Source organism: Kytococcus sp. HMSC28H12, from assembly GCF_001816045.1.
Lineage (GTDB): Bacteria > Actinomycetota > Actinomycetes > Actinomycetales > Dermatophilaceae > Kytococcus > Kytococcus schroeteri.
Genome location: NZ_KV824333.1, coordinates 19,867 through 38,848, shown reverse-complemented (window position 1 = coordinate 38,848; position 18,982 = coordinate 19,867). Strand labels below are relative to the sequence as shown.

The following is an 18,982-nucleotide window of genomic DNA, read 5'->3' as shown; positions in this document are numbered from 1 at the left end:
GACGAACGACGACTCAACGAGGGGAGGGGGGGCGGGTCTCCCTCTCCGGGATGACGGATGTCACGCGATGCCGTCCTGCGGTTCACCCGCCTCCACCCCAGGGCGGTGATGGAATGGGTCCACCCAACGATCCAACGGCCCGGACGGACCGGGCCCCACCCACCAGGAGGTGACATGAGCACTGCCCTGCAGACGGACGGCCCCACGCCGCAGCCCACGGGCCGCGGTGCCGCCGGCGACGCCCGCGGCGCCCGCGTGGAGGTCCGCAACCTCTCCAAGCACTACGGCAGCTTCAAGGCCGTGGACGACCTGAGCTTCACCGTCGAGCCCGGCCGCATCACCGGCTTCCTCGGCCCCAACGGCGCCGGCAAGACGACCACCCTGCGCATGCTGCTCGGCCTGATCAGCAAGACCTCGGGCACCGCGACCATCGACGGCCACGACTACAAGGACCTGGCGCGCCCGCTGCACACGGTGGGTGCCGCCCTCGAGGCCACCGGTTTCCACCCCGCCCGTTCCGGCCGCAACCACCTGCGCACCATCGCCGCCACCCACGGCATCCCGGACTCCCGGGTGGACGAGATCATCGAGCTCGTCGGCATCCCGGCGGCCAGCCGCAAGAAGGTGGGCGGCTACTCCATGGGCATGCGTCAGCGCCTTGGCCTCGGCGTCACCCTGCTGGGAGACCCCAAGGTGCTCGTCATGGACGAGCCGGCCAACGGCCTGGACCCGCAGGGCATCCGCTGGCTCCGCGACTTCCTGCGTCACATGGCCCACGAGCAGGGCAAGACGGTGCTCATCAGCTCGCACATGCTCAGCGAGGTGCAGCAGACGGTGGACGACGTGGTCATCATCGCCAACGGGCGCATGGTCACCTCCGGGTCCCTCGCGAGCCTGGACACCGACTCCGGCACCCACGTGGTCACCCGCGATGCCGAGGCGCTCGCCCGGGTGCTGGCCGAGCGGGGCGTGCGTGCGACCGTCACCGGCCCCACCACCCTGGACGTGGAGTCGGGCGACGCCGTCCTCATCGGTGACACCGCGCTCGCCGCGGGCCAGCCCATCCACGGACTGTCCGCCGCCAGCAGCAGCCTGGAGGACATGTTCGTGAAGCTCACCGACCAGCACGGCAACCGGAACACGGAGGTCTGACATGGGAACCATCAACTCCGAGCTCCGCAAGGTCTTCACCCTGAAGTGGTGGTGGGTCCTGTGCCTGATCCTGGCGGTCGTCGCCGCCGGGATCGTGGCGCTGAACGCCTGGCAGTACGACTCCCTCCTGAGCGATCCTGCTCTGGAGGAGGCGCGCAACTCCGGGCAGATCCCGGGTCTCGACGACCCGCGCACCATGATCGAGAGCGTCTACCGCTCCCCTCTGATGTTCGGCTACCTGCTGGCCTTCACCGGCGGCGCTCTGGTGGCCGGCAACGAGACCGCCCACAAGACGTGGACCGCCACCTTCACCGCCGTCCCGCGCCGCTGGTCGGTGCTCGGTGGAAAGGTGGTCGCCGCCATCGTCGTCGCGCTCCTGACCGGTCTCACCCACCTCGTGGTGGCCGTCGGGTTCGGCGCGGCGCTGACGGGGGTCTTCGACGCCCTCGAGCCCTTCCCGGAGCCGGCCCAGCTCGCCGTGACACTCGGCACCTTCGTGGTGGCGCACGTCCTCTGGGCGCTGCTCGGCCTGGGGCTGGCACTCCTCACCAACAGCACGCTGGCGACGGTGATCATCGGTTTTGTGGCCACCCTCATCGGCGACAACGTGATCGCCGGACTCGCCTTCGCCTTCGACTGGGTGGGTGACGTCGCGCGCTACCTGCCGGGCCCGGTCACCGGTGCGCTGACGCGCAGCGATGCCGGCGGCGTGTGGGATCCGCTGGAGCCGTGGGCCGGCGGGTTGGCGCTCGCGGCCTACGCCGCCGTGGCACTCCTGCTGGGTGGTCTCCGCCGCGCACGCAAGGACGTCGACTGACACCACCCTTCGGCGGCTGCCCATGAGCCGCACGACACCGCCTCGGGCGGGTGGACGACCCTCGTGGTCGCCACCCGCCCGAGGCGCGCCCGGGACGTGCTCCAGACCACGCGGCCCGCCTTCACCCCGCGTCGGGGCCACGCATTAGGCTGGTGCCCAGCAGTGCCGTGCGCGGTGCCCTGATCCCGGGTGCCGGACGGCGTTCGTGACCTCGAGTGCAGGGAAGAAGGCGCATCCACCGTGGCCCAGAACCACTCCTCCGACGCCCAGGCCACCTTTGGGGCCAACGACTGGCTCGTGGAGGACATGTACGACCAGTGGCGTGAGGATCCTGACTCGGTGGGCACCGAGTGGCAGGAGCTCTTCGCCACCTGGAGCCCCGAGGGCGGCGACGCCCCGCAGGCTGGTTCCGCCACGAAGAAGTCCTCCCCGAAGGCCACCGGCAGCGACTCCGCCCCGGCCGAGCAGGCCAAGGAGCGCGCGCGGGCCGAGAAGGCTGGCAAGGACGCGACCGGCGAGAAGCCGGTCGACCCGGTGAAGGCCGCGGCCGCCGACCCGACCTCCGACGAGGCCCCCGAGCGTCCGGCCAAGGTGCGCCGCGCTCCGGCCGAGAAGGTCGTCCCGTCGCAGAAGCGCTCGACCGTGCTGCGCGAGGACACCGCGCCGGCCGAGGGCCTCATCCCGCCGCGCCGCCGCCCGCTGAGCCGCGACATGCCCGGCCCGCGTGACGTGCAGGGCGAGGTCGAGGCGAAGACCGAGAAGATCAAGGGCACCGCGGCCGCCATCGTCAAGGCGATGGACGCCTCCCGCGAGGTGCCCACGGCCACCTCCGTGCGCGCCGTGCCCGCGAAGGCCCTGATCGACAACCGCATCGTCATCAACGGCCACCTGGCCCGCAACCGCGGTGGAAAGATCAGCTTCACCCACCTCATCGGGTACGCCCTGGTCAAGGCCGTGCGCGCGATGCCGGACATGAACTTCCTGTACGGCACGGACGAGAAGGGCAAGCCCACCGTCACCGACCCGGGCACCCTCAACCTCGGCATCGCCATCGACATGAAGAAGCCGGACGGCAGCCGCACGCTGCTCGTGCCGAGCATCAAGAACGCCGACCAGATGGACTTCACCCAGTTCTGGTTCGCCTACGACGCGATGGTGGCCAAGGCCCGCGACAACAAGCTCGACGTCAGCGACCTCACCGGCACCACGATGTCTCTGACCAACCCCGGCGGCATCGGCACCAACCACTCCGTGCCGCGCCTCATGTCCGGCCAGTCGGCCATCATCGGCGTGGGCTCGCTGGACTACCCGGCCGAGTTCCAGGGCATGGCCCCCGAGCGCATCGCCAAGGACGCCGTCAGCAAGATCCTCACGCTGACCTCCACCTACGACCACCGCGTCATCCAGGGTGCGGCCTCCGGCGAGTTCCTCAAGCTGGTGCACGGCTACCTGCTGGGCGAGGAGGGTTTCTACGACGAGATCTTCCAGTCCCTGCGCATCCCCTACGAGCCGGTGCGCTGGACCCCGGACATCGCCGCGGTGCACGAGGACGACCTCTCCAAGGACGCCCGCGTGCAGGCGCTCATCCAGGCCTACCGGGAGCGCGGCCACCTCATGGCCGACACCGACCCGCTGGAGTACACCCTGCGGCGCCACCCCGACCTGGACATCAACACCCACGGCCTGACCCTGTGGGACCTGGACCGCACCTTCGCCACCAACGGCTTCGGCGGCTCCGCCCGCCTGCCGCTGCGCGACATCCTGGGCATCCTGCGCGACTCCTACTGCCGCACCATCGGCGTGGAGTACATGTACATCTCCGACCCGGTGCAGCGCCGCTGGATGCAGGAGCAGCTGGAGCAGCCGTTCGAGAAGCCGGACCGCGAGGAGCAGCTCAACCTGCTGGGCCGCCTGAACGCCGCCGAGGCCTTCGAGACCTTCCTGCAGACCAAGTTCGTGGGCCAGAAGCGCTTCAGCCTCGAGGGTGGCGAGTCCGTCATCGCGATGCTGGACATCATCCTGCGCGACGCCGCCGTGAACGGCCTCTCCGAGGTGTGCATCGGCATGCCGCACCGTGGCCGCCTCAACGTGCTGGCCAACATCGCCGGCAAGTCCTACGCCCAGATCTTCCGCGAGTTCGAGGGCGAGTCCGGCTCGGCCCACGGCTCGGGCGACGTGAAGTACCACCTGGGCACCTCGGGCACCTACAGCGACGACGAGGGCAACGAGGTGGGCGTCTACCTGGCCGCCAACCCCTCGCACCTGGAGGCCGTGAACCCGGTGCTCGAGGGCATCGCCCGCGCCAAGCAGGACCGCGTGGCCACGCAGGACGGCGAGTACCCGGTGCTGCCGATCCTGCTGCACGGTGACGCGGCCTACGCGGGCCAGGGCGTCGTGGCCGAGACCCTGCAGATGAGCGGCCTGGCCGGCTACAAGACCGGCGGCACCATCCACATCGTGGTCAACAACCAGGTGGGCTTCACCACCTCGCCGCTGGAGGGCCGCACCGCGCGCTACTCCACCGACGTGGCCAAGATGATCGAGGCGCCGGTGTTCCACGTGAACGGCGACGACCCCGAGGCCTGCGCCCGCGTGGCCGAGCTGGCCTTCGCCTACCGCGAGGCCTTCCACAAGGACGTCGTGGTGGACCTGGTCTGCTACCGCCGCCGTGGTCACAACGAGGGCGACGACCCCTCGATGACGCAGCCGCAGATGTACAACCTGGTGAACAACAAGCGCTCCGTGCGCAAGATCTACCAGGACTCCCTGCTGGGCCGTGGCGACATCTCCGAGGACGACGCCAAGGCGATGCTGCAGGACTACCAGCAGAAGCTGGAGTCGGTCTTCACCGAGACCAAGCAGGCCCTCAAGGAGAACGCGGCCAACGGCAACGCCGGCCAGAAGGACCAGGAGCAGGTGGAGCACGGGTGGGACTCCCCCCTCGACACCTCCATCGAGCCGGAGCTGCTGAAGCGGCTCGGCGAGGTCTTCTCCGACGTGCCCGAGGGCTTCACCGTGCACCCCAAGCTCGGCAAGCTGCTCGAGCGCCGCACCGCGATGACCACCGAGGGCGACATCGACTGGGGCATGGGCGAGTTGCTCGCCTTCGGTGCCACGCTGGCCGGTGGCCGTGACGTGCGCATGTCCGGCCAGGACGTCCGCCGCGGCACGTTCACCCAGCGCCACGCCGTGATGGTGGACAACGTGACCGCCGACGAGTGGACCCCGCTGCGTCATATCAGCGAGGACCAGGGTCGTTTCGACGTCTACGACTCGCTCCTGAGCGAGTACGCGGTGCTCGGCTTCGAGTACGGCTACGCGGTGGAGGACGACGAGGCCCTCGTGCTCTGGGAGGCCCAGTTCGGCGACTTCGTCGACGGCGCCCAGACGATCATCGACGAGTTCATCGCCTCCTCGGAGCAGAAGTGGAACCAGCGCTCCCGCGTGGTGCTGCTGCTGCCGCACGGCTACGAGGGCCAGGGCCCGGACCACTCCTCGGCCCGCATCGAGCGCTTCCTGACGCTGGTGGCCGAGAACAACATGACCGTGGCCTACCCGTCCACGCCGGCCAACCACTTCCACCTGCTGCGCAAGCAGGCCGAGAGCGAGCCCGGCCGCCCGCTGGTGGTGTTCACGCCCAAGCAGCTGCTGCGCGTGAAGGCCGCCGTGAGCCCGGTGAAGGACTTCACCGAGGGCCGGTTCCAGCCGGTGCTCGGTGACCCGGCCCAGCCGGACGCCCAGGCCGTCAAGCGGGTGCTGGTGTGCTCCAGCCGCGTGTTCTACGACCTGGCCGCCGAGCGCGACAAGCGTGGCGCGAAGGACGTGGCCATCGTGCGCGTGGAGCAGCTCGCCCCGCTGCCGGCCGAGGAGCTGGCGCAGGAGCTGGCGCAGTACCCCGACGCCGAGCTGGTGTGGGTGCAGGACGAGCCGTTCAACCAGGGCGCGTGGCCGTACATGAAGGTCAACCTGCCGGGCGCCCTCGCGGAGCACGGTGAGGAGCGCGAGATCCGCCCGGTGGCCCGTCCGGCCTCGGCCTCCCCGGCCACCGGCGTGGGCTCCAAGCACAAGAACGAGCAGGCGGACCTGATCCGCCGCGCTTTCGAGGAGTGAGCCCCGTGGACGCCTTCCGCGAGCGCTACCACCGCGAGCTGGCCCTCTCGCTGGACATCACCGACGACGTGGTGGACGGCGAGGACCAGTTGCCCACCGGCTGGCACCTGCGCAAGCCGGTCTCGGCCGAGACGCCGGCCATGACCCGGCTGCTCGCCGCTCACCAGGAGGCGGTGCTGGGCAAGGCCAGCACCGCCTGGGTGGACGTCGACGACCGCGTCCTGGGCCGTGGTGCGGAGTTCCGCTTCCACCGCATCGCCCAGGACGCCGAGGGCGAGGTGCGGGGCTGGGTCAACGTCCACGACCGCGCCGTGCACCGCGTGATGCTCGACGTCTACCTCGACCCCCGGCTCGTGGCCGGGGAGGTCGAGGGCGTGGACCCGGTACAGGTCTGGAAGGCCCTGTTCGCCTGGGGCCGCGCGGCGGCGATCCGCATCGCGTGGCGCCGCGGCGTGCAGGAGACGACGCTGGACGCCAGCCCCTACGAGGCGGACACGTTCACCCGTGAGCGCCTCGCCGAGGTGGGCTTCGAGCACACGCGCACGTGGTGGCAGATGCGTCGCCCGGTGGACCCCTCGGAGGCCGACGTGGAGACGCTCGGTGCGCCGAAGGACGGGCTGGTCATCCGCATGGTCGACCAGAACACCTCGGGCCGCCTGCCCAACGAGGACGACCTGCGCCAGGTGCACCAGACGCTGGAGGACTCCTTCCGCGACCACTTCAACAGCCAGCCCGAGCCCTTCCTGGAGTTCGTGAGCCGGCTGCGTGAGGACCGCGCCCACCGGTGGGACCACTGGTGGATCGCCGAGCTCGAGGAGGACGGCACCCCCGCCGGGGCCGTCATCGCCGCCGCGGTGCTCGACGACGGGCCGCTCGACGAGCAGTTGCGCCGCGCCGAGGAGGGCCTCCAGCAGGCCGTCCCGGAGGCGGTGGGCAGCTACGTGGAGTACCTCGGCGTGACGCGCGCCGCCCGCGGCCGCGGCGCGGCCAAGGGCCTCCTGCACGCCGTGATCCGCGACGCCGCCGAGCGCGGGCGCCAGTTCGTGGACCTGGAGGTCGACGCGAGCTCCCCCACCAACGCACACGAGATCTACTCGGCCATGGGGTGGCGCACCAAGTACTCCACCGACACCTGGCACGCCACCCTGCAGGTCCCGCAGGGCTGAGAGGCGTCGACACCACGGTCCGGCGCACGCGATGATGTGCGCCGGACCGGTAGGTTCCCCCACGCACCCACCCACGAATCCCAAGGAGCCGGCGTGACCGACACCCGCCCCACCTATCCCAGTGACAGCACCCGCCCCACCTTCGACAGCAAGCAGCAGTTCCAGGTGAGCGAGGGCCAGCGGCGCATCGGGCTGTGCTTCGTGGGCGACGGGTCGGTGGCCGGCTACGGCGACGAGCGGGCCCTGGGCTGGGTCGGCCGCGTGATGGCCCGCACCCCCCTGGAGCACGTGGACCTGGCCGCCTACAACCTGGGCGTCGTGGGTGCCACCTCCGCCCACCTCCTGGTCCGTTGGCGCACCGAGTGCGACCCGCGCTGGGAGCAGCGCAACGAGCGCCGTCTGGTCATCGGCGTCGGTGCCGGGGACCCGGAGGCCGCGCTGACCACCGCCCGCTCGCGCCTCAACGTGGCCAACATGCTCGACGACGCGGCCACGCACGGCATCGCCACCTTTGTGGTGTCCCCCACCCCGGTGGTGGACGCGGTGGCCAACGAGAAGCTGCGCGCCATCGTGGACGCGCAGGCCGACGTGTGCGCCCGCCGTGGCGTGCCGTTCGTGGACTGCTTCACCCCGCTGCTGGGCCACCAGCAGTGGGAGGCCGAGATGCTCGCCGGCGACGGCCGCAACCCCGGCCGCACCGGCTACGGCCTGCTCGCCTGGCTCGTGCTCAACGGTGGCTGGCACCGCTGGATGCGTCTGGGCGAGTGAGTCCCCGCATCGGCCTGGCGCGTGTCTCCGGCCGCTCGATGGAGCCGGTCCTCCGGGAGGGGGACCGGCTCCTCGTGCTCCACGGGGCGCGACCCCGCCCCGGCCGGCTCGTGGTCGCCCAGCTCCCGCCCGGCCCGGCCGGCCCCCGCCCGATGGGGGTGAAGCGCGCCACCCACCGCCGAGTGGTGGACGGCGACGTCCGCTGGTGGCTCGCCAGCGACAACCCGGGTGCCGGGACGGACTCGCGCACCTTCGGCCCGGTCGCGGCCGGTGCGGTGGTGGCCGTCGTCCTGGCCCGCCTCCCCCGACGGCGCCGTCCCGCCTCACACCGCCGACGGAGGGCCTGAGCCGGTTCCGCCGGTTACGCTGGGGCCCCCTCTGTGGTGGATCGGCCCCGATGGTCGGACCGCACCGCCGGAGGACCCGTGACGTCCCCTCCACCCCCACGAGCAGGAGCAGACCCGTGCAGCAGGACACCACCGACGCCGCCCGCCGCGACCCCCGCGCCGAGGTGGTGGAGGACTCCCGCCCCTGGGGTCGGTTCGAGCAGTTCACCCACAACGAGCAGTCCACGGTGAAGCTCATCACCGTGCTGCCGGGCCAGCGGCTCTCGCTGCAGGTGCACGAGCACCGCGACGAGCTCTGGGTGGTGACCCACGGCCCCGTGACCGCGCAGGTGGGCGACGAGACCGCCACGGTGGAGGCCGGCGGCCGCGTCTGGATCCCCCGCGGCGCCACCCACCGCCTGGGCAACCCGGGCACGCAGGACGCACAGGTGCTCGAGGTGGCCTTCGGCACCTTCGACGAGGGCGACATCGAGCGCCTGGAGGACGACTACTCCCGCGGCTGAGGCCGCCTCCCTTCCCGCCCTCGCCGCCGCCGGCGGGGATTCGTCATGTGACGTACGCCGTGGTCCACGTCGTAGGTCACCCCACCACCCGTCGGCTATGTTCGGGGTGGTCCCCATGGGGACCACCCACCACCGACGAGAGGGAGACCGTGCCGAACGATTTGCGCCGTGACCAGACGACCCGGGACCGCGCGGTCCGGCTGACGTGGGCCGGGATCGACGCACTGGTCTGGTTCGTGGCCATCTGGGCCGCCACCGCGCTGCGCTTCGACTTCTCGATCGGTGACGCCTACGTGCTGGGAACCCTCGGCATGGCCGTACTGGCCGCCCTGGTCCACACCGCCTTCGGGCTCTTCGTGGGCCCCTACGCGGTGGGCCACCAGCGGGGCTCGTTCGAGGAGGTCGCCGACCTCGGCCGCGTCACCCTCATCACCATGGCGGTCCTCCTCGTCATCGAGATCGTCACCCCGGGCGTGGGCGTCCCCCGCAGCGTCCCGCTCATCGCGGGACTCGTGGCTCTGGCCGGCATGCTCGCCGCCCGCTTCGTGCTGCGTGCGCGGACCACGCGCCAGGCCGCATCCGCCGACCGCGAGCACCGGGCCCTGATCTTCGGCGCCGGCTCCGCCGGCCGGCAGCTGGTCCGGTCGATCGTCGAGGACCCCAAGGCCGCCTACACGCCCGTCGGCTTCGTGGACGATGCCCCGAGCAAGGCGAAGCTCCGGATCGACGGCGTGCGCGTCCGCGGCACGCGGCGGGACATCAAGGCCCTCGCCGAGAAGTACGACGCCACGCACCTCATCGTCGCCCTGCCGAATGCCGAGTCCGGGCTCCTCCGCACGCTCACGGAGCTGGGCGACGAGGCCGGTCTGCGCACGATGGTGCTGCCCCCGGTGGCCAGCATCGCCGACGGGCGCCCGCAGGTCTCCGACCTGCGCGACATCAACCTCGCCGACCTGCTGGGCCGCCGCCCCATCGAGCTGGACCAGGCCGCCATCTCCGCCGAGCTCTCGGGCAAGGTGGTGCTGGTGACCGGCGCCGGCGGCTCCATCGGCTCCGAGCTGGCCCGCCAGATCTCCAAGTTCAAGCCGGCCAAGCTGCTGCTGCTCGAGCGCGACGAGTCCTCCCTGCAGGCCACCTCCATGAGCCTTGTCGGCCACGGCCTGCTCGACTCCGACGACCTGGTGCTGGCGGACATCCGCGACTTGCAGGGCCTGCACGCGGTCTTCCAGAAGCACCGTCCGGAGGTCGTCTTCCACGCCGCGGCACTCAAGCACCTCCCGCTGCTGGAGGCCTACCCGCACGAGGCGTGGCTGACCAACGTGATGGGCACCCACAACGTGCTCACGGCCGCGAGCGCCGCGGGTGTGCAGACCTTCGTCAACGTCTCCACGGACAAGGCCGCCAACCCCACCAGCGTTCTCGGCTACTCCAAGCGGCTGGCCGAGCGCATCACGAGCGACTTCGCCGGCAAGGAGCCCGGCCGCTACGTCTCGGTGCGCTTCGGCAACGTGCTCGGGTCCCGCGGCTCGGTGATCCCGGCCTTCACCGCCCAGATCCGCAAGGGCGGTCCGGTGACGGTCACCCACCCGGACGTGGAGCGCTACTTCATGCTCATCCCCGAGGCCTGCCAGCTGGTGATGCAGGCCGCCGCCATCGGGCACGACGGCGAGGTGATGGTGCTCGACATGGGCACCCCGGTGAAGATCGTGGACGTGGCCAAGCGCCTCATCGCCATGTCGGGCAAGCGCGACGTCGAGATCACCTACACCGGCCTGCGCCCGGGCGAGAAGATGAGCGAGGAGCTCTTCAAGCCGGGTGACGACGCCCGCGTGACCGGCCACGAGCTGGTCTCGGCCGTGGACGTCCCGCTGCTCGACCGCGACGTGGTGCGCGACATGGTCTTCCAGGACGCGGAGGCCGCCCGCGCCTACATGGACCGCGAGGCCACCTTCGACCTCGAGGTCCGCCGCAGCGACGACACGCAGAGCAACGCGGTCCTCGGCGATGCGCGCACGCACCCCGAGCAGGAGGGCGCCCACCCCGCCCGCGACCTCTGAGGCGCGACCCCACCCGTCGCGGTGTCGCTGCCCACGTACTAGCGTGGGCAGCGACGAACACTCCCGCGAAAGGTTGTGACATGTTCTCCCGCTTTGTCGCCCCCACCCTCGAGGTCAGCGCCCACTGCGACCTCCCCTGCGGCGTCTACGACCCCGCCCAGGCCCGCATCGAGGCCGAGTCCATCAAGGGCATCATCGCCAAGGTCGACGGTGAGAAGGCCGGTGACGCCGACTTCCGCACCCGCGCCATCATCATCAAGGAGCAGCGCGCCGAGCTCGTGAAGCACCACCTCTGGGTGCTGTGGACCGACTACTTCAAGCCGCCGCACTTCGAGAAGTACCCGCAGCTGCACCAGCTGGTGAACGAGGCCACGAAGCTCGCCGGCGCCTCGGGTGCCAAGGGCGCCCTGGACGCCGAGGTGGCCGACCAGCTGCTGGCCAAGATCGACGAGATCGCCGAGATCTTCTGGGAGACCAAGAAGGAGGCCTGAGCCCCTTCCTCCCCTGCCCGAGGGCGTCACCGGTGACCGGTGGCGCCCTCGGCGCGTGCAGGTCTCCTTCAGGCCTGCCGCATGCCCCGCAGCACGTGCCGGGCGACCGCCACGATCTCCGGGTCGAACTCGTACCCCTGCTGCATCGAGATGCGCGAGAGCGTGCGTCGCACGGCCTCCTGGGTGCGCTGGCCCGCGGAGTAGTCGTCCACGGCGTTGGCCACCTTGAGGATCCGTGCCGCACGGGGCACGTCAGCACGGTAGGTGACGTGGTCGATGAAGGCGTGCGCCTGGTGGCGGAGGGCGTCGATGACGGCTGCGTCGGCCGGGAGCTCGGCGGCGATCTCCGCCGAGCGGGCGGCGATGCGCTGCTGGTCCAGGGGGGCGAGCAGGCTGGTGCTGCCGTCGGTGATGCGCGTGCTCAACGAGACCAGACCCACGTCGTGGATGAGGCCGGCCAGGCGCAGCTGCTCCAGGTCCGAGTCGGTCAGCCCCATCTCCCGCCCGATGCGCACCGCCACGTCGGCCACCCGCTGACCGTGGCCGGTGGGCGTGTAGCCGGCCACATCGGGCAGGCGCGAGAGGGCGGTGACGGTCTCCTGCGCCACGGCCAGCGACCGGTGGCGCCCCTGCAGGGCGACCGCGATGTTGAGCAGGGGTGCCAGGGCGAGCGGCGCGAACCACCACCCGATCGGTGGCACGCCGGAGACGAGGGCCGCGGCGGTGGCCGCCATGCTGAGCGTGGCGAAGGCCTCGGCCGGGCGGATCGCCCGCGGCCCTCGGCGGCGGGTGGACCCGAGCCCCGCCATGAGCTCCACCAGGAGTCCGGCACCGGCCAGCAGGGCCACGCTCACCGAGAGCCAGCCCTGGGCCACCGGGAGCACGGCGAACACGGTCACGAACGCCCCGGTGAGCGCAGAGACCACGAACCACCACACGGCGTCGACGGCCACGGACTCACCCGGGTACGACCGGCGCGAGAGGGCGAAGGAGGCCAGGCTGGAGAGCGCTGCCACGGCGGTGCACACGGCCAGTCCGCGCCACCCACCGCCCATCGCGATGGTGGTGAGCCCCACCAGACCGATCTGGCCGGACCGGGCCACGAGCCACATGGGCAGCAGGAGGAAGGGCCAGCGCCGTGCCACCATCACGGTGACCGCTAGGACTGCTGCCAGCGCGAAAGCGCCGCCTTCCGCCGCGTTCACGCCCGCCCCCGCAGGGCCGTCGGGATGTCGTGCCGCCACCACTCCGGCAGCTGGTCCATGGCGAGGTCGTGCGGGCGCAGCACCGGCCGGGCCTCACGCAGGCCCGCGACGGCCCTCGCGTCGTAGTGCTGCGGGTCGGCCTCGAGCACGGCGCAGATCTCCTCGACGGTGACGGCTGGGCTCAGGGTCACCAGGGCGTCCACCGCGTCGGCCACCTGGAGCACCCTCAGCTCGATCGGGTGGGGATCACCCCCCTCACCTGCGCCAGCGGGTACCGGTGCGTGGCTGTCCCGGATGAGGCGCGCCGCGGCGTCCAGGAAGGGCAGGCCCTCCACCATGCGGGCCCCCTGTGCCCCGTGGCCGGGCTCGCGCTCCCCCTCCTGCGGGGGCAGCGCCACGAAGCCGATGTCGTGGAGCCGCGCGGCGAGGTCGAGGCTCTCCATCTGGTGCGGCCCCAGACGGAGGTGGCGCCCCACCTCCTTGGCGTACTCGGCCACCCGCGCCCCGTGGGGCTCCAGGTAGGGGTCGCTGGTCTTGGCCGCACGGATCAGCGTGCGCAGCGCACGGGTCTGGCCGGTCTCGGCCTCCTGGATGGTGCCGAGGACGGCCATGTGCACCATGAGCGGCACGGCTGCCACGAGCAGGCCCAGGCCGCGCGGGTGGATGCCCCAGGTGGCCAGGGCGAGCACCACGCTGCCGAGCACCTGGTTGGCCCAGCCGGCTCGGAGCACGGTCACGGCGTCGCGCGTGAGGGCGGGCAGCCGGTGCCCCCGGAGCACCGACAGACCGGGGATGATGAGCAGCACGTTGGTGAGCAGCTGGGCCAAGGCACCCACGGCCACGGGGACGGCCACGTCACGCAGGCCGTCCTGCGCCGACGTCATCGTGTCGCCGCCGGCCCAGTGGAATCCCCACCACCCGGCGCAGCTCATGATGACGAACGTGGACACGTTGTAGGCGATGATCACCGGGTCCTTGCGACGGGCGACCAACGGGACGAACAGGCTGGAGACGACGGCGACCCAGGGGCCCGCCACCAGCCACGAGAGGGCTTGGACGGTCCCCATGAGGGACTGCCCCAGGCCGAGCCACCTCGTCACCGCGGTGAAGCGGTGGGCTGCGACAGCGGCGACGACGGCCAGAACCGCGATGGGCCACCAACGCCCCGCCACCGGCGGGGCGTTCCACAACGTGATGGTGCCGACGGCACATGCCGTCGGCACCATGCTCCCGAGGAGACGAATCATCGGGACATCGTGTCAGGCGATGACGTCTCGCGCCTTGTCCACGATCTCGATGGAGGTGTTGGCCAGCTCGATCGAGGTGTTCGCCAGCTGGGCAGCCCTGTCGAGCTCGATGGAGGTGTTCGCCACCGGCCGGACGAGCTCGATGGAGGTGTTCAGCACGTGGGCACCCACCGTGGCGGCGTCGGACAGGGCGGTGATGGCCTCGATGAACATCGGGATCTCCTTTGATGGGCAGTGTTGAGGGGGTGCCCCCAGTGTGTGCACCGCTCCCAGCCTTCTCCAAGGTCCACCCGGCTTCTTGGGCAAATCTTTACCATCGGCTCAGGTGGCGCCCAGCCGCGGGCGGAACACTCAGCCGGCGCTCAGGCCTGACGGCGCACCACCGTCACGCTCGTGTGGATGTAGGTGACGATGCGCTCGCGCAACTCGGTGGGTGCCGGCTCACAGGCGCAGGACCGGCGGACGAGCTCCTTGAGGCGGGCGTCACGCTGGTAGGCGGCCATGCACGGCGGGCACGACTCGAGGTGCGCCTGCAGGGCCCGGCAGTCGGCGTCGGACATCTCCCCGTCGAGGTAGGCGTAGACCTTCTCGAGGTACTCGTGACACATGCGGCTCACGACGAGACCTCCTTGACCTGGGACTTCCGACCGAAGCCGCGTTCGGCTCCGTACTCGGCCAACGCCTCGCGCAGCTGCTTTCTTCCGCGGTGCAGACGCGACATCACGGTCCCGATGGGGGTGTCCATGATCTCGGCGATCTCCTTGTAGGCGAAGCCCTCCACGTCGGCCAGGTAGACGGCCATGCGGAACTCGTCGCTCAGCTGCGCCAGCGCCTCGGTCACCTGGGTGTCGGCGATGTGGTCCAGCGCCTCGGTCTCGGCCGAGCGCAGGCCCTTGGCCGTGTGCGACTCCGCCGCCGCCAGCTGGTAGTCCTCCACCTCCGCGGCGTCGGACTCCAGCGGCTGCCGCTGCTTCTTGCGGTAGCTGTTGATGTAGGTGTTGGTGAGGATGCGGTACATCCACGCCTTGAGGTTGGTGCCCGGCTTGTACTGGTGGAACGCCGCGAACGCCTTGGCGTAGGTCTCCTGCACCAGGTCCTCGGCGTCCGAGGGGTTGCGCGTGGTGCGCAGTGCCGCGCTGTACAGCTGGTCCAGGTGCGGCAGGGCCTCCCGCTCGAAGCGGGCAGCCCGCTCCTCGGGGGTCTCGGTGGCCACGTCCACGACGTCGTCGGCCGACCCGGCCGCGGTCGTGGCGGGCTTCTCGCGGGTGGTGGGCGTCATCGCAGACCCTCCTGGAGGCTCGTCATCCGGGACATCGTAGGTCGGTTCGGCGCGCGGCGGGTCGGTGTTCGCGCTCGGCGCAGCGGGGAGGACCCTCCCCTGGCCGGTCCGATCAGGAGGTGGCGACGACCCCCAGGGTGCGCAGGATGAGACGGACGTCACCGGCGAGGCTGCGGTTGCGGACGTAGTCCACGTACATGGCGGTCTTGCGGGGCAGCAGCACCTCCACGTAGTGACGGTGCGGGTCCTCGACATCGGCCAACTCGTCGGCCTCGTTGCGCAGTTCGATGCTGGCCGGGTCCGTGATGCCGGGCCGCACGGAGAGGATCACCTCGCGACGCACCGGGTCCCACTGGCGCACGAACTCGGGCACCTCGGGTCGTGGCCCCACCAAGGCCATGTCGCCGCGCAGCACGTCGATGAGCTGGGGGAGCTCGTCAATCTTGGACTTGCGCAGCACCTTCCCCACCCGCGTGATGCGGGCGTCGCCGGTGGTGGAGACATTCGCCCCCACCACGTCCGAGCGCATGGTGCGGAACTTGTGGATGCGGAAGGGCAGTCCGTCCTTGCCCACGCGGGCCTGCCGGAAGAAGACCGGCCCGGGCGAGTCCAGCTTGACCGCCAGTGCGGCCACGCCCATCACCGGTGCCAGCGCGACGAGCCCCGCTGCGGAGGCCGTGACGTCCAGGACGCGCTGCGGGTTCACGCGAGAACCTCGCGCACCGCAGTGATGACGCGCTGGACCTGCTCATCGGTCATCGAGGAGAAGATCGGCAGGCTCACGTGCTTCTCGGCTTCGCGCGAGGCAATGGGGAACTGCTCATCGGAGAGCGAGTAGGTGTCGCGCCAGTAGGGCATGCGGTGCAGGGGGATGAAGTGCACGCTGGTGCCGATGCCGCGCTCGGCCATCTGCTCGATGAACGTGTTGCGGTCCACGGGGGCGTAGTCGTCGATGCGCAGCACGTAGAGGTGCCACGCGTGGCGGTCCCCGTCCGCGGAGTGGGCAGGGAGGGTGAGCGGGAGGTCGGCGAGGGCCTCGTCGTAGCGCGCGCCGAGGGAGGCCCGCCGGTCCGCCATGGCATCGCTCTTCGCCAGCTGCACACGGCCGATCGAGGCCGCGACGTCAGTCAGGTTGTACTTGTAGCCCGGCGCGACGATCTCGTACTGCCACGAGGGGGTCTTGCTGGTGTAGCGGTCGAAGACGTCGCGGCTGATGCCGTGAAGGCGCATGACACGCGCACGCCTCGCCAGGGCCTCGTCGCGGGTGACAATCATGCCGCCCTCGCCCGTGGTCATCGTCTTGGTGGCGTAGAACGAGAAGACCACCGCGTCGCTGGCACCGGTCCCCACCACCTCACCGTGGGAGGTCGCCGGCAGGGAGTGCGCGGCGTCCTCGAGGACCTTGACCCGGTGCCGCTCGGCGAACGCGGCCAGCTCGCGGGCGTCGACGGCCAAGCCGGCGAAGTGCACCGGGATGATCGCCTTGGTGCGCTCGGTGACGGCCTTCTCGGCCAGCGCAAGGTCGATGTTGAGGGTCACCGGGTCGACGTCCACGAACACCGGGTCGGCACCGAGGTACCGGATCACCTCGGCCGAGGCGGTGAAGGTCCAGGTGGGCACCAGCACCTCGTCGCCGGGGCCCACCCCCATCGCCTCGAGGGCCAGGTGGAGGCCCGCCGTGGCGGAGTTCACGGCCACGGCGTGGAGACCGGAGTCACCCAGGTACGCGGCGAACTCCTCCTCGAAGGCCTTGGACACCTTGCCGGTCGTCAGCCACCCGGAGCGGATGGCCTCAGCCGCCGCCTGCGCCTCCTCCTCACCGACGTCGGGAACGGCAAAGGGGATGAACGAGTCGGACACGCTGGCTCCTGAGGTCGGGGGCAGGCGGGACATCGCCCTGCGCTCTTATGCTAGCCACGCCCACCACCCCGTCCCGGAGGCCCCATGCACGTCGGATTCATCACACAGTGGTACGACCCGGAGCCGGGTCCGGCAGCACTCCCCGGGGTCCTGGCACGGGGCCTGGTCGAGCGAGGGCACCGGGTGACCGTGCTCACCGGCTTTCCGAACTACCCCACCGGGCGGATCGCCGAGGGGTACCGGCAACGGGCGCTGTTCCGCGAGGAGCTCGACGAGGTCGAGGTGGTGCGCACCCCGCTGTACGCCAGCCACGACGCCTCTGCCGCGCGGCGGATCCTGAACTACGGCTCGTTCGCGGCCTCGGCCACCCTGCTCGGCGCGCAGGCACTTCGGGGCGTTGACGCCCTGTACATCAACTACTCCCCCATCACCACGGCCTTCCCCATGTGGGTGGCCCAAGGCCTCTCCGGCGCCCGCGCAGTCCTCGAGGTGGCGGACCTGTGGCCCGACACGATGCTGGCCGCGGGGCTGGGCGGGGGCGCGGCCCTCCACTCGGCCGCCGGCGCACTGCTCGAGGCATGGTGCAGCGCGATGTACCGCAGCGCGGACTCGGTGGTCTATATCAGCCCCGGCGTGGGGGCCGTGCTGGAGGGGCGGGGCGTGCCGCGCGAGAAGCTCGCCTACGTCCCCAAGTGGGCCCCCCACGTGACGCCCCCGGGCTCTGGCCGCTCGATGCGCGAGGAACTCGGCATCGAGCCCTCCGAGGTGGTGCTCGTGTACGCGGGCACCTTGGGTGAGGCGCAGGGCCTGGACACCCTGATAGAGGCCATGGACCGCGTGGCTGACCTGCCCGTCACGCTGCTGGTGGCCGGGTCGGGCACCGCGGAGCAGACCCTGCGGGCTGCTGCGGCCCATCTCCCGTCGGTGCGCTTCCTGGGCCGTCTGGCCCCCGCACGCATGCCCGACCTCATGGCCACCGCCGACCTGAGCTACATCTCCCTGAGCGACGACGGGCTGGCTCCCATCACGATGCCGAGCAAGACCCAGGCCTCGATGGCCGCCGGTGTGGCACTGCTGGCCAGTGCCCCGGGAGACTTGGCCAAGCTGGTCTCCGAGGAGCAGCTGGGTTTCACTGCCCGGCCGGGGGACGCGGGGGCCGTGGCGGACGCCCTGCGCGAGGCGTGCCGCCGTGGGCGCCCAGCGCTCGCGGACCTGGGCAAGCACGCCCGGGCGGTGTATGACCGGGACTTCAGCGTGGATGTGGCCCTGGACCAGTACGAGGAGTTGCTCACCCGAGCGGCCGAGAGGAAGCGCCGATGACCGAGATCACCGAGCTGCGCCGGGCCGACGCCCCGGCGCTCGCCCGCCTGCACCGCGAAGCGTTCCCCGACTTCTTCCTGAGCTCCCTGGGCACACCCTTCCTGGAGCAGTTCTACGCCGGCTACGCCGAGGACGACACCGCCATCTGCTTCGTGGCGCGCGACGAGGCGGGGGCACCGGTGGGAGCCGTCACCGGGACCGCGGAACCCGCCGGTTTCTACAAGCGCCTGCTGAGGCGGCGGTTGGCTGGGTTCGTGCTCGCGAGCGCGCGCGCGGCCTTGGGCAACCCCCGCGCCGTGCCGCGCCTCGTGCGAGCCGTGGCCTACCGCGGTGACTCCCCCGACGTCGAGGGCCCCCACGCGCTGCTGAGCTCCATCTGCGTGAGCCCGGCGGTCAAGGGCTCGGGCCTGGGCAAGCAGCTCGCCGTGGCCTGGGTGGAGGAGGCCCGTGCACGCGGAGTGGACCGGGCCTTCCTCACGACGGACGCCGTGGGCAACGACGCCGTCAACGCCTTCTACCAGCGTCTGGGCTGGACGCTGCACGACTCGTACACCACTGCCCAAGGCCGTGTGATGAACCGCTACGAGGCCCCGCTCGGTGTCCCCACGGAGTGACCTCACCCACGCTGCGGTCCCCCGCTGCACCACCGGCGCTCCGGTA

The 18,982-nt window shown here is 71.2% G+C and carries 18 protein-coding genes; 11 read left to right on the top strand and 7 right to left on the bottom strand.

Annotated elements, in window-relative coordinates:
* The first annotated feature begins 174 nt into the window (after positions 1-174).
* From HMPREF3099_RS03025 to sodN, 9 genes are all read left to right on the top strand, one after another.
* Entirely contained in the window at positions 175-1,152 is a 978-nt protein-coding gene (locus HMPREF3099_RS03025) for an ABC transporter ATP-binding protein (protein WP_070703815.1), read from the top strand.
* Between the two features lies 1 nt (position 1,153).
* Complete coding sequence (locus HMPREF3099_RS03020) at positions 1,154-1,969, top strand: ABC-2 transporter permease (RefSeq protein WP_070703813.1); 816 nt, start codon at positions 1,154-1,156, stop codon at positions 1,967-1,969.
* A 240-nt stretch (positions 1,970-2,209) separates the two neighbouring features.
* On the top strand, positions 2,210-6,079 hold the full coding sequence (locus HMPREF3099_RS03015) for a multifunctional oxoglutarate decarboxylase/oxoglutarate dehydrogenase thiamine pyrophosphate-binding subunit/dihydrolipoyllysine-residue succinyltransferase subunit (protein ID WP_070703812.1): 3,870 nt from the start codon (positions 2,210-2,212) through the stop codon (positions 6,077-6,079).
* Positions 6,080-6,084: 5 nt separating this feature from the next.
* Positions 6,085-7,245, top strand: coding sequence for a GNAT family N-acetyltransferase (locus HMPREF3099_RS03010; protein WP_083323440.1), 1,161 nt, complete (start codon positions 6,085-6,087; stop codon positions 7,243-7,245).
* A 93-nt stretch (positions 7,246-7,338) separates the two neighbouring features.
* Positions 7,339-8,013 (top strand): GDSL-type esterase/lipase family protein, encoded by a 675-nt coding sequence (locus HMPREF3099_RS03005; protein ID WP_070703811.1) that lies wholly within the window; start codon positions 7,339-7,341, stop codon positions 8,011-8,013.
* A complete protein-coding gene (locus HMPREF3099_RS03000; RefSeq protein WP_070703809.1) occupies positions 8,010-8,360 on the top strand; it encodes a S24 family peptidase in 351 nt (116 codons plus the stop codon). Before HMPREF3099_RS03005 ends, HMPREF3099_RS03000 begins: the two co-directional genes overlap by 4 nt.
* A 116-nt stretch (positions 8,361-8,476) precedes the next feature.
* Positions 8,477-8,863, top strand: a complete 387-nt coding sequence (locus HMPREF3099_RS02995; protein ID WP_070703807.1) for a phosphomannose isomerase type II C-terminal cupin domain — start codon at positions 8,477-8,479, stop codon at positions 8,861-8,863.
* 149 nt (positions 8,864-9,012) lie between these two features.
* A complete protein-coding gene (locus HMPREF3099_RS02990) occupies positions 9,013-10,920 on the top strand; it encodes a polysaccharide biosynthesis protein (RefSeq protein ID WP_070703805.1) in 1,908 nt (635 codons plus the stop codon).
* Positions 10,921-11,000: 80 nt separating this feature from the next.
* Positions 11,001-11,411: a superoxide dismutase, Ni gene (sodN, locus tag HMPREF3099_RS02985; RefSeq protein ID WP_070703803.1), complete on the top strand. Its 411-nt coding sequence runs from the start codon at positions 11,001-11,003 to the stop codon at positions 11,409-11,411.
* Between the two features lie 68 nt (positions 11,412-11,479).
* On the opposite strand, the gene HMPREF3099_RS12265 is transcribed toward sodN, so the two are convergent.
* From HMPREF3099_RS12265 to HMPREF3099_RS02950, 7 genes are all read right to left on the bottom strand, one after another.
* Complete coding sequence (locus tag HMPREF3099_RS12265; RefSeq protein WP_070703802.1) at positions 11,480-12,559, bottom strand: HD domain-containing phosphohydrolase; 1,080 nt, start codon at positions 12,557-12,559, stop codon at positions 11,480-11,482.
* Between the two features lie 53 nt (positions 12,560-12,612).
* Positions 12,613-13,842, bottom strand: a complete 1,230-nt coding sequence (locus HMPREF3099_RS02975) for an HD-GYP domain-containing protein (RefSeq protein WP_070703800.1) — start codon at positions 13,840-13,842, stop codon at positions 12,613-12,615.
* Between the two features lie 33 nt (positions 13,843-13,875).
* Positions 13,876-14,076 carry a hypothetical protein gene (locus HMPREF3099_RS02970; protein WP_070703798.1) on the bottom strand — a complete coding sequence of 67 codons (201 nt, stop codon included), beginning with the start codon at positions 14,074-14,076 and terminating at the stop codon, positions 13,876-13,878.
* Between the two features lie 149 nt (positions 14,077-14,225).
* A complete protein-coding gene (gene rsrA / locus HMPREF3099_RS02965; RefSeq protein WP_070703820.1) occupies positions 14,226-14,471 on the bottom strand; it encodes a mycothiol system anti-sigma-R factor in 246 nt (81 codons plus the stop codon).
* Between the two features lie 5 nt (positions 14,472-14,476).
* Positions 14,477-15,142 (bottom strand): sigma-70 family RNA polymerase sigma factor, encoded by a 666-nt coding sequence (locus HMPREF3099_RS02960; RefSeq protein ID WP_070703797.1) that lies wholly within the window; start codon positions 15,140-15,142, stop codon positions 14,477-14,479.
* Positions 15,143-15,254: 112 nt separating this feature from the next.
* Positions 15,255-15,848 carry a sugar transferase gene (locus HMPREF3099_RS02955; protein ID WP_070703796.1) on the bottom strand — a complete coding sequence of 198 codons (594 nt, stop codon included), beginning with the start codon at positions 15,846-15,848 and terminating at the stop codon, positions 15,255-15,257.
* Positions 15,845-17,002 carry a DegT/DnrJ/EryC1/StrS family aminotransferase gene (locus HMPREF3099_RS02950; RefSeq protein ID WP_070703794.1) on the bottom strand — a complete coding sequence of 386 codons (1,158 nt, stop codon included), beginning with the start codon at positions 17,000-17,002 and terminating at the stop codon, positions 15,845-15,847. The genes HMPREF3099_RS02955 and HMPREF3099_RS02950 overlap by 4 nt, the downstream gene beginning before the upstream one ends.
* Before the next feature lie 84 nt (positions 17,003-17,086).
* On the opposite strand from HMPREF3099_RS02950, the gene HMPREF3099_RS02945 reads away from it, so the two are divergent.
* The gene (locus HMPREF3099_RS02945) at positions 17,087-18,322 is read left to right on the top strand and encodes a glycosyltransferase family 4 protein (RefSeq protein ID WP_070703793.1); all 1,236 of its coding nucleotides are present in this window, start codon (positions 17,087-17,089) and stop codon (positions 18,320-18,322) included.
* Positions 18,319-18,936: a GNAT family N-acetyltransferase gene (locus HMPREF3099_RS02940; RefSeq protein WP_070703791.1), complete on the top strand. Its 618-nt coding sequence runs from the start codon at positions 18,319-18,321 to the stop codon at positions 18,934-18,936. Before HMPREF3099_RS02945 ends, HMPREF3099_RS02940 begins: the two co-directional genes overlap by 4 nt.
* The last annotated feature ends 46 nt before the right edge of the window (positions 18,937-18,982 follow it).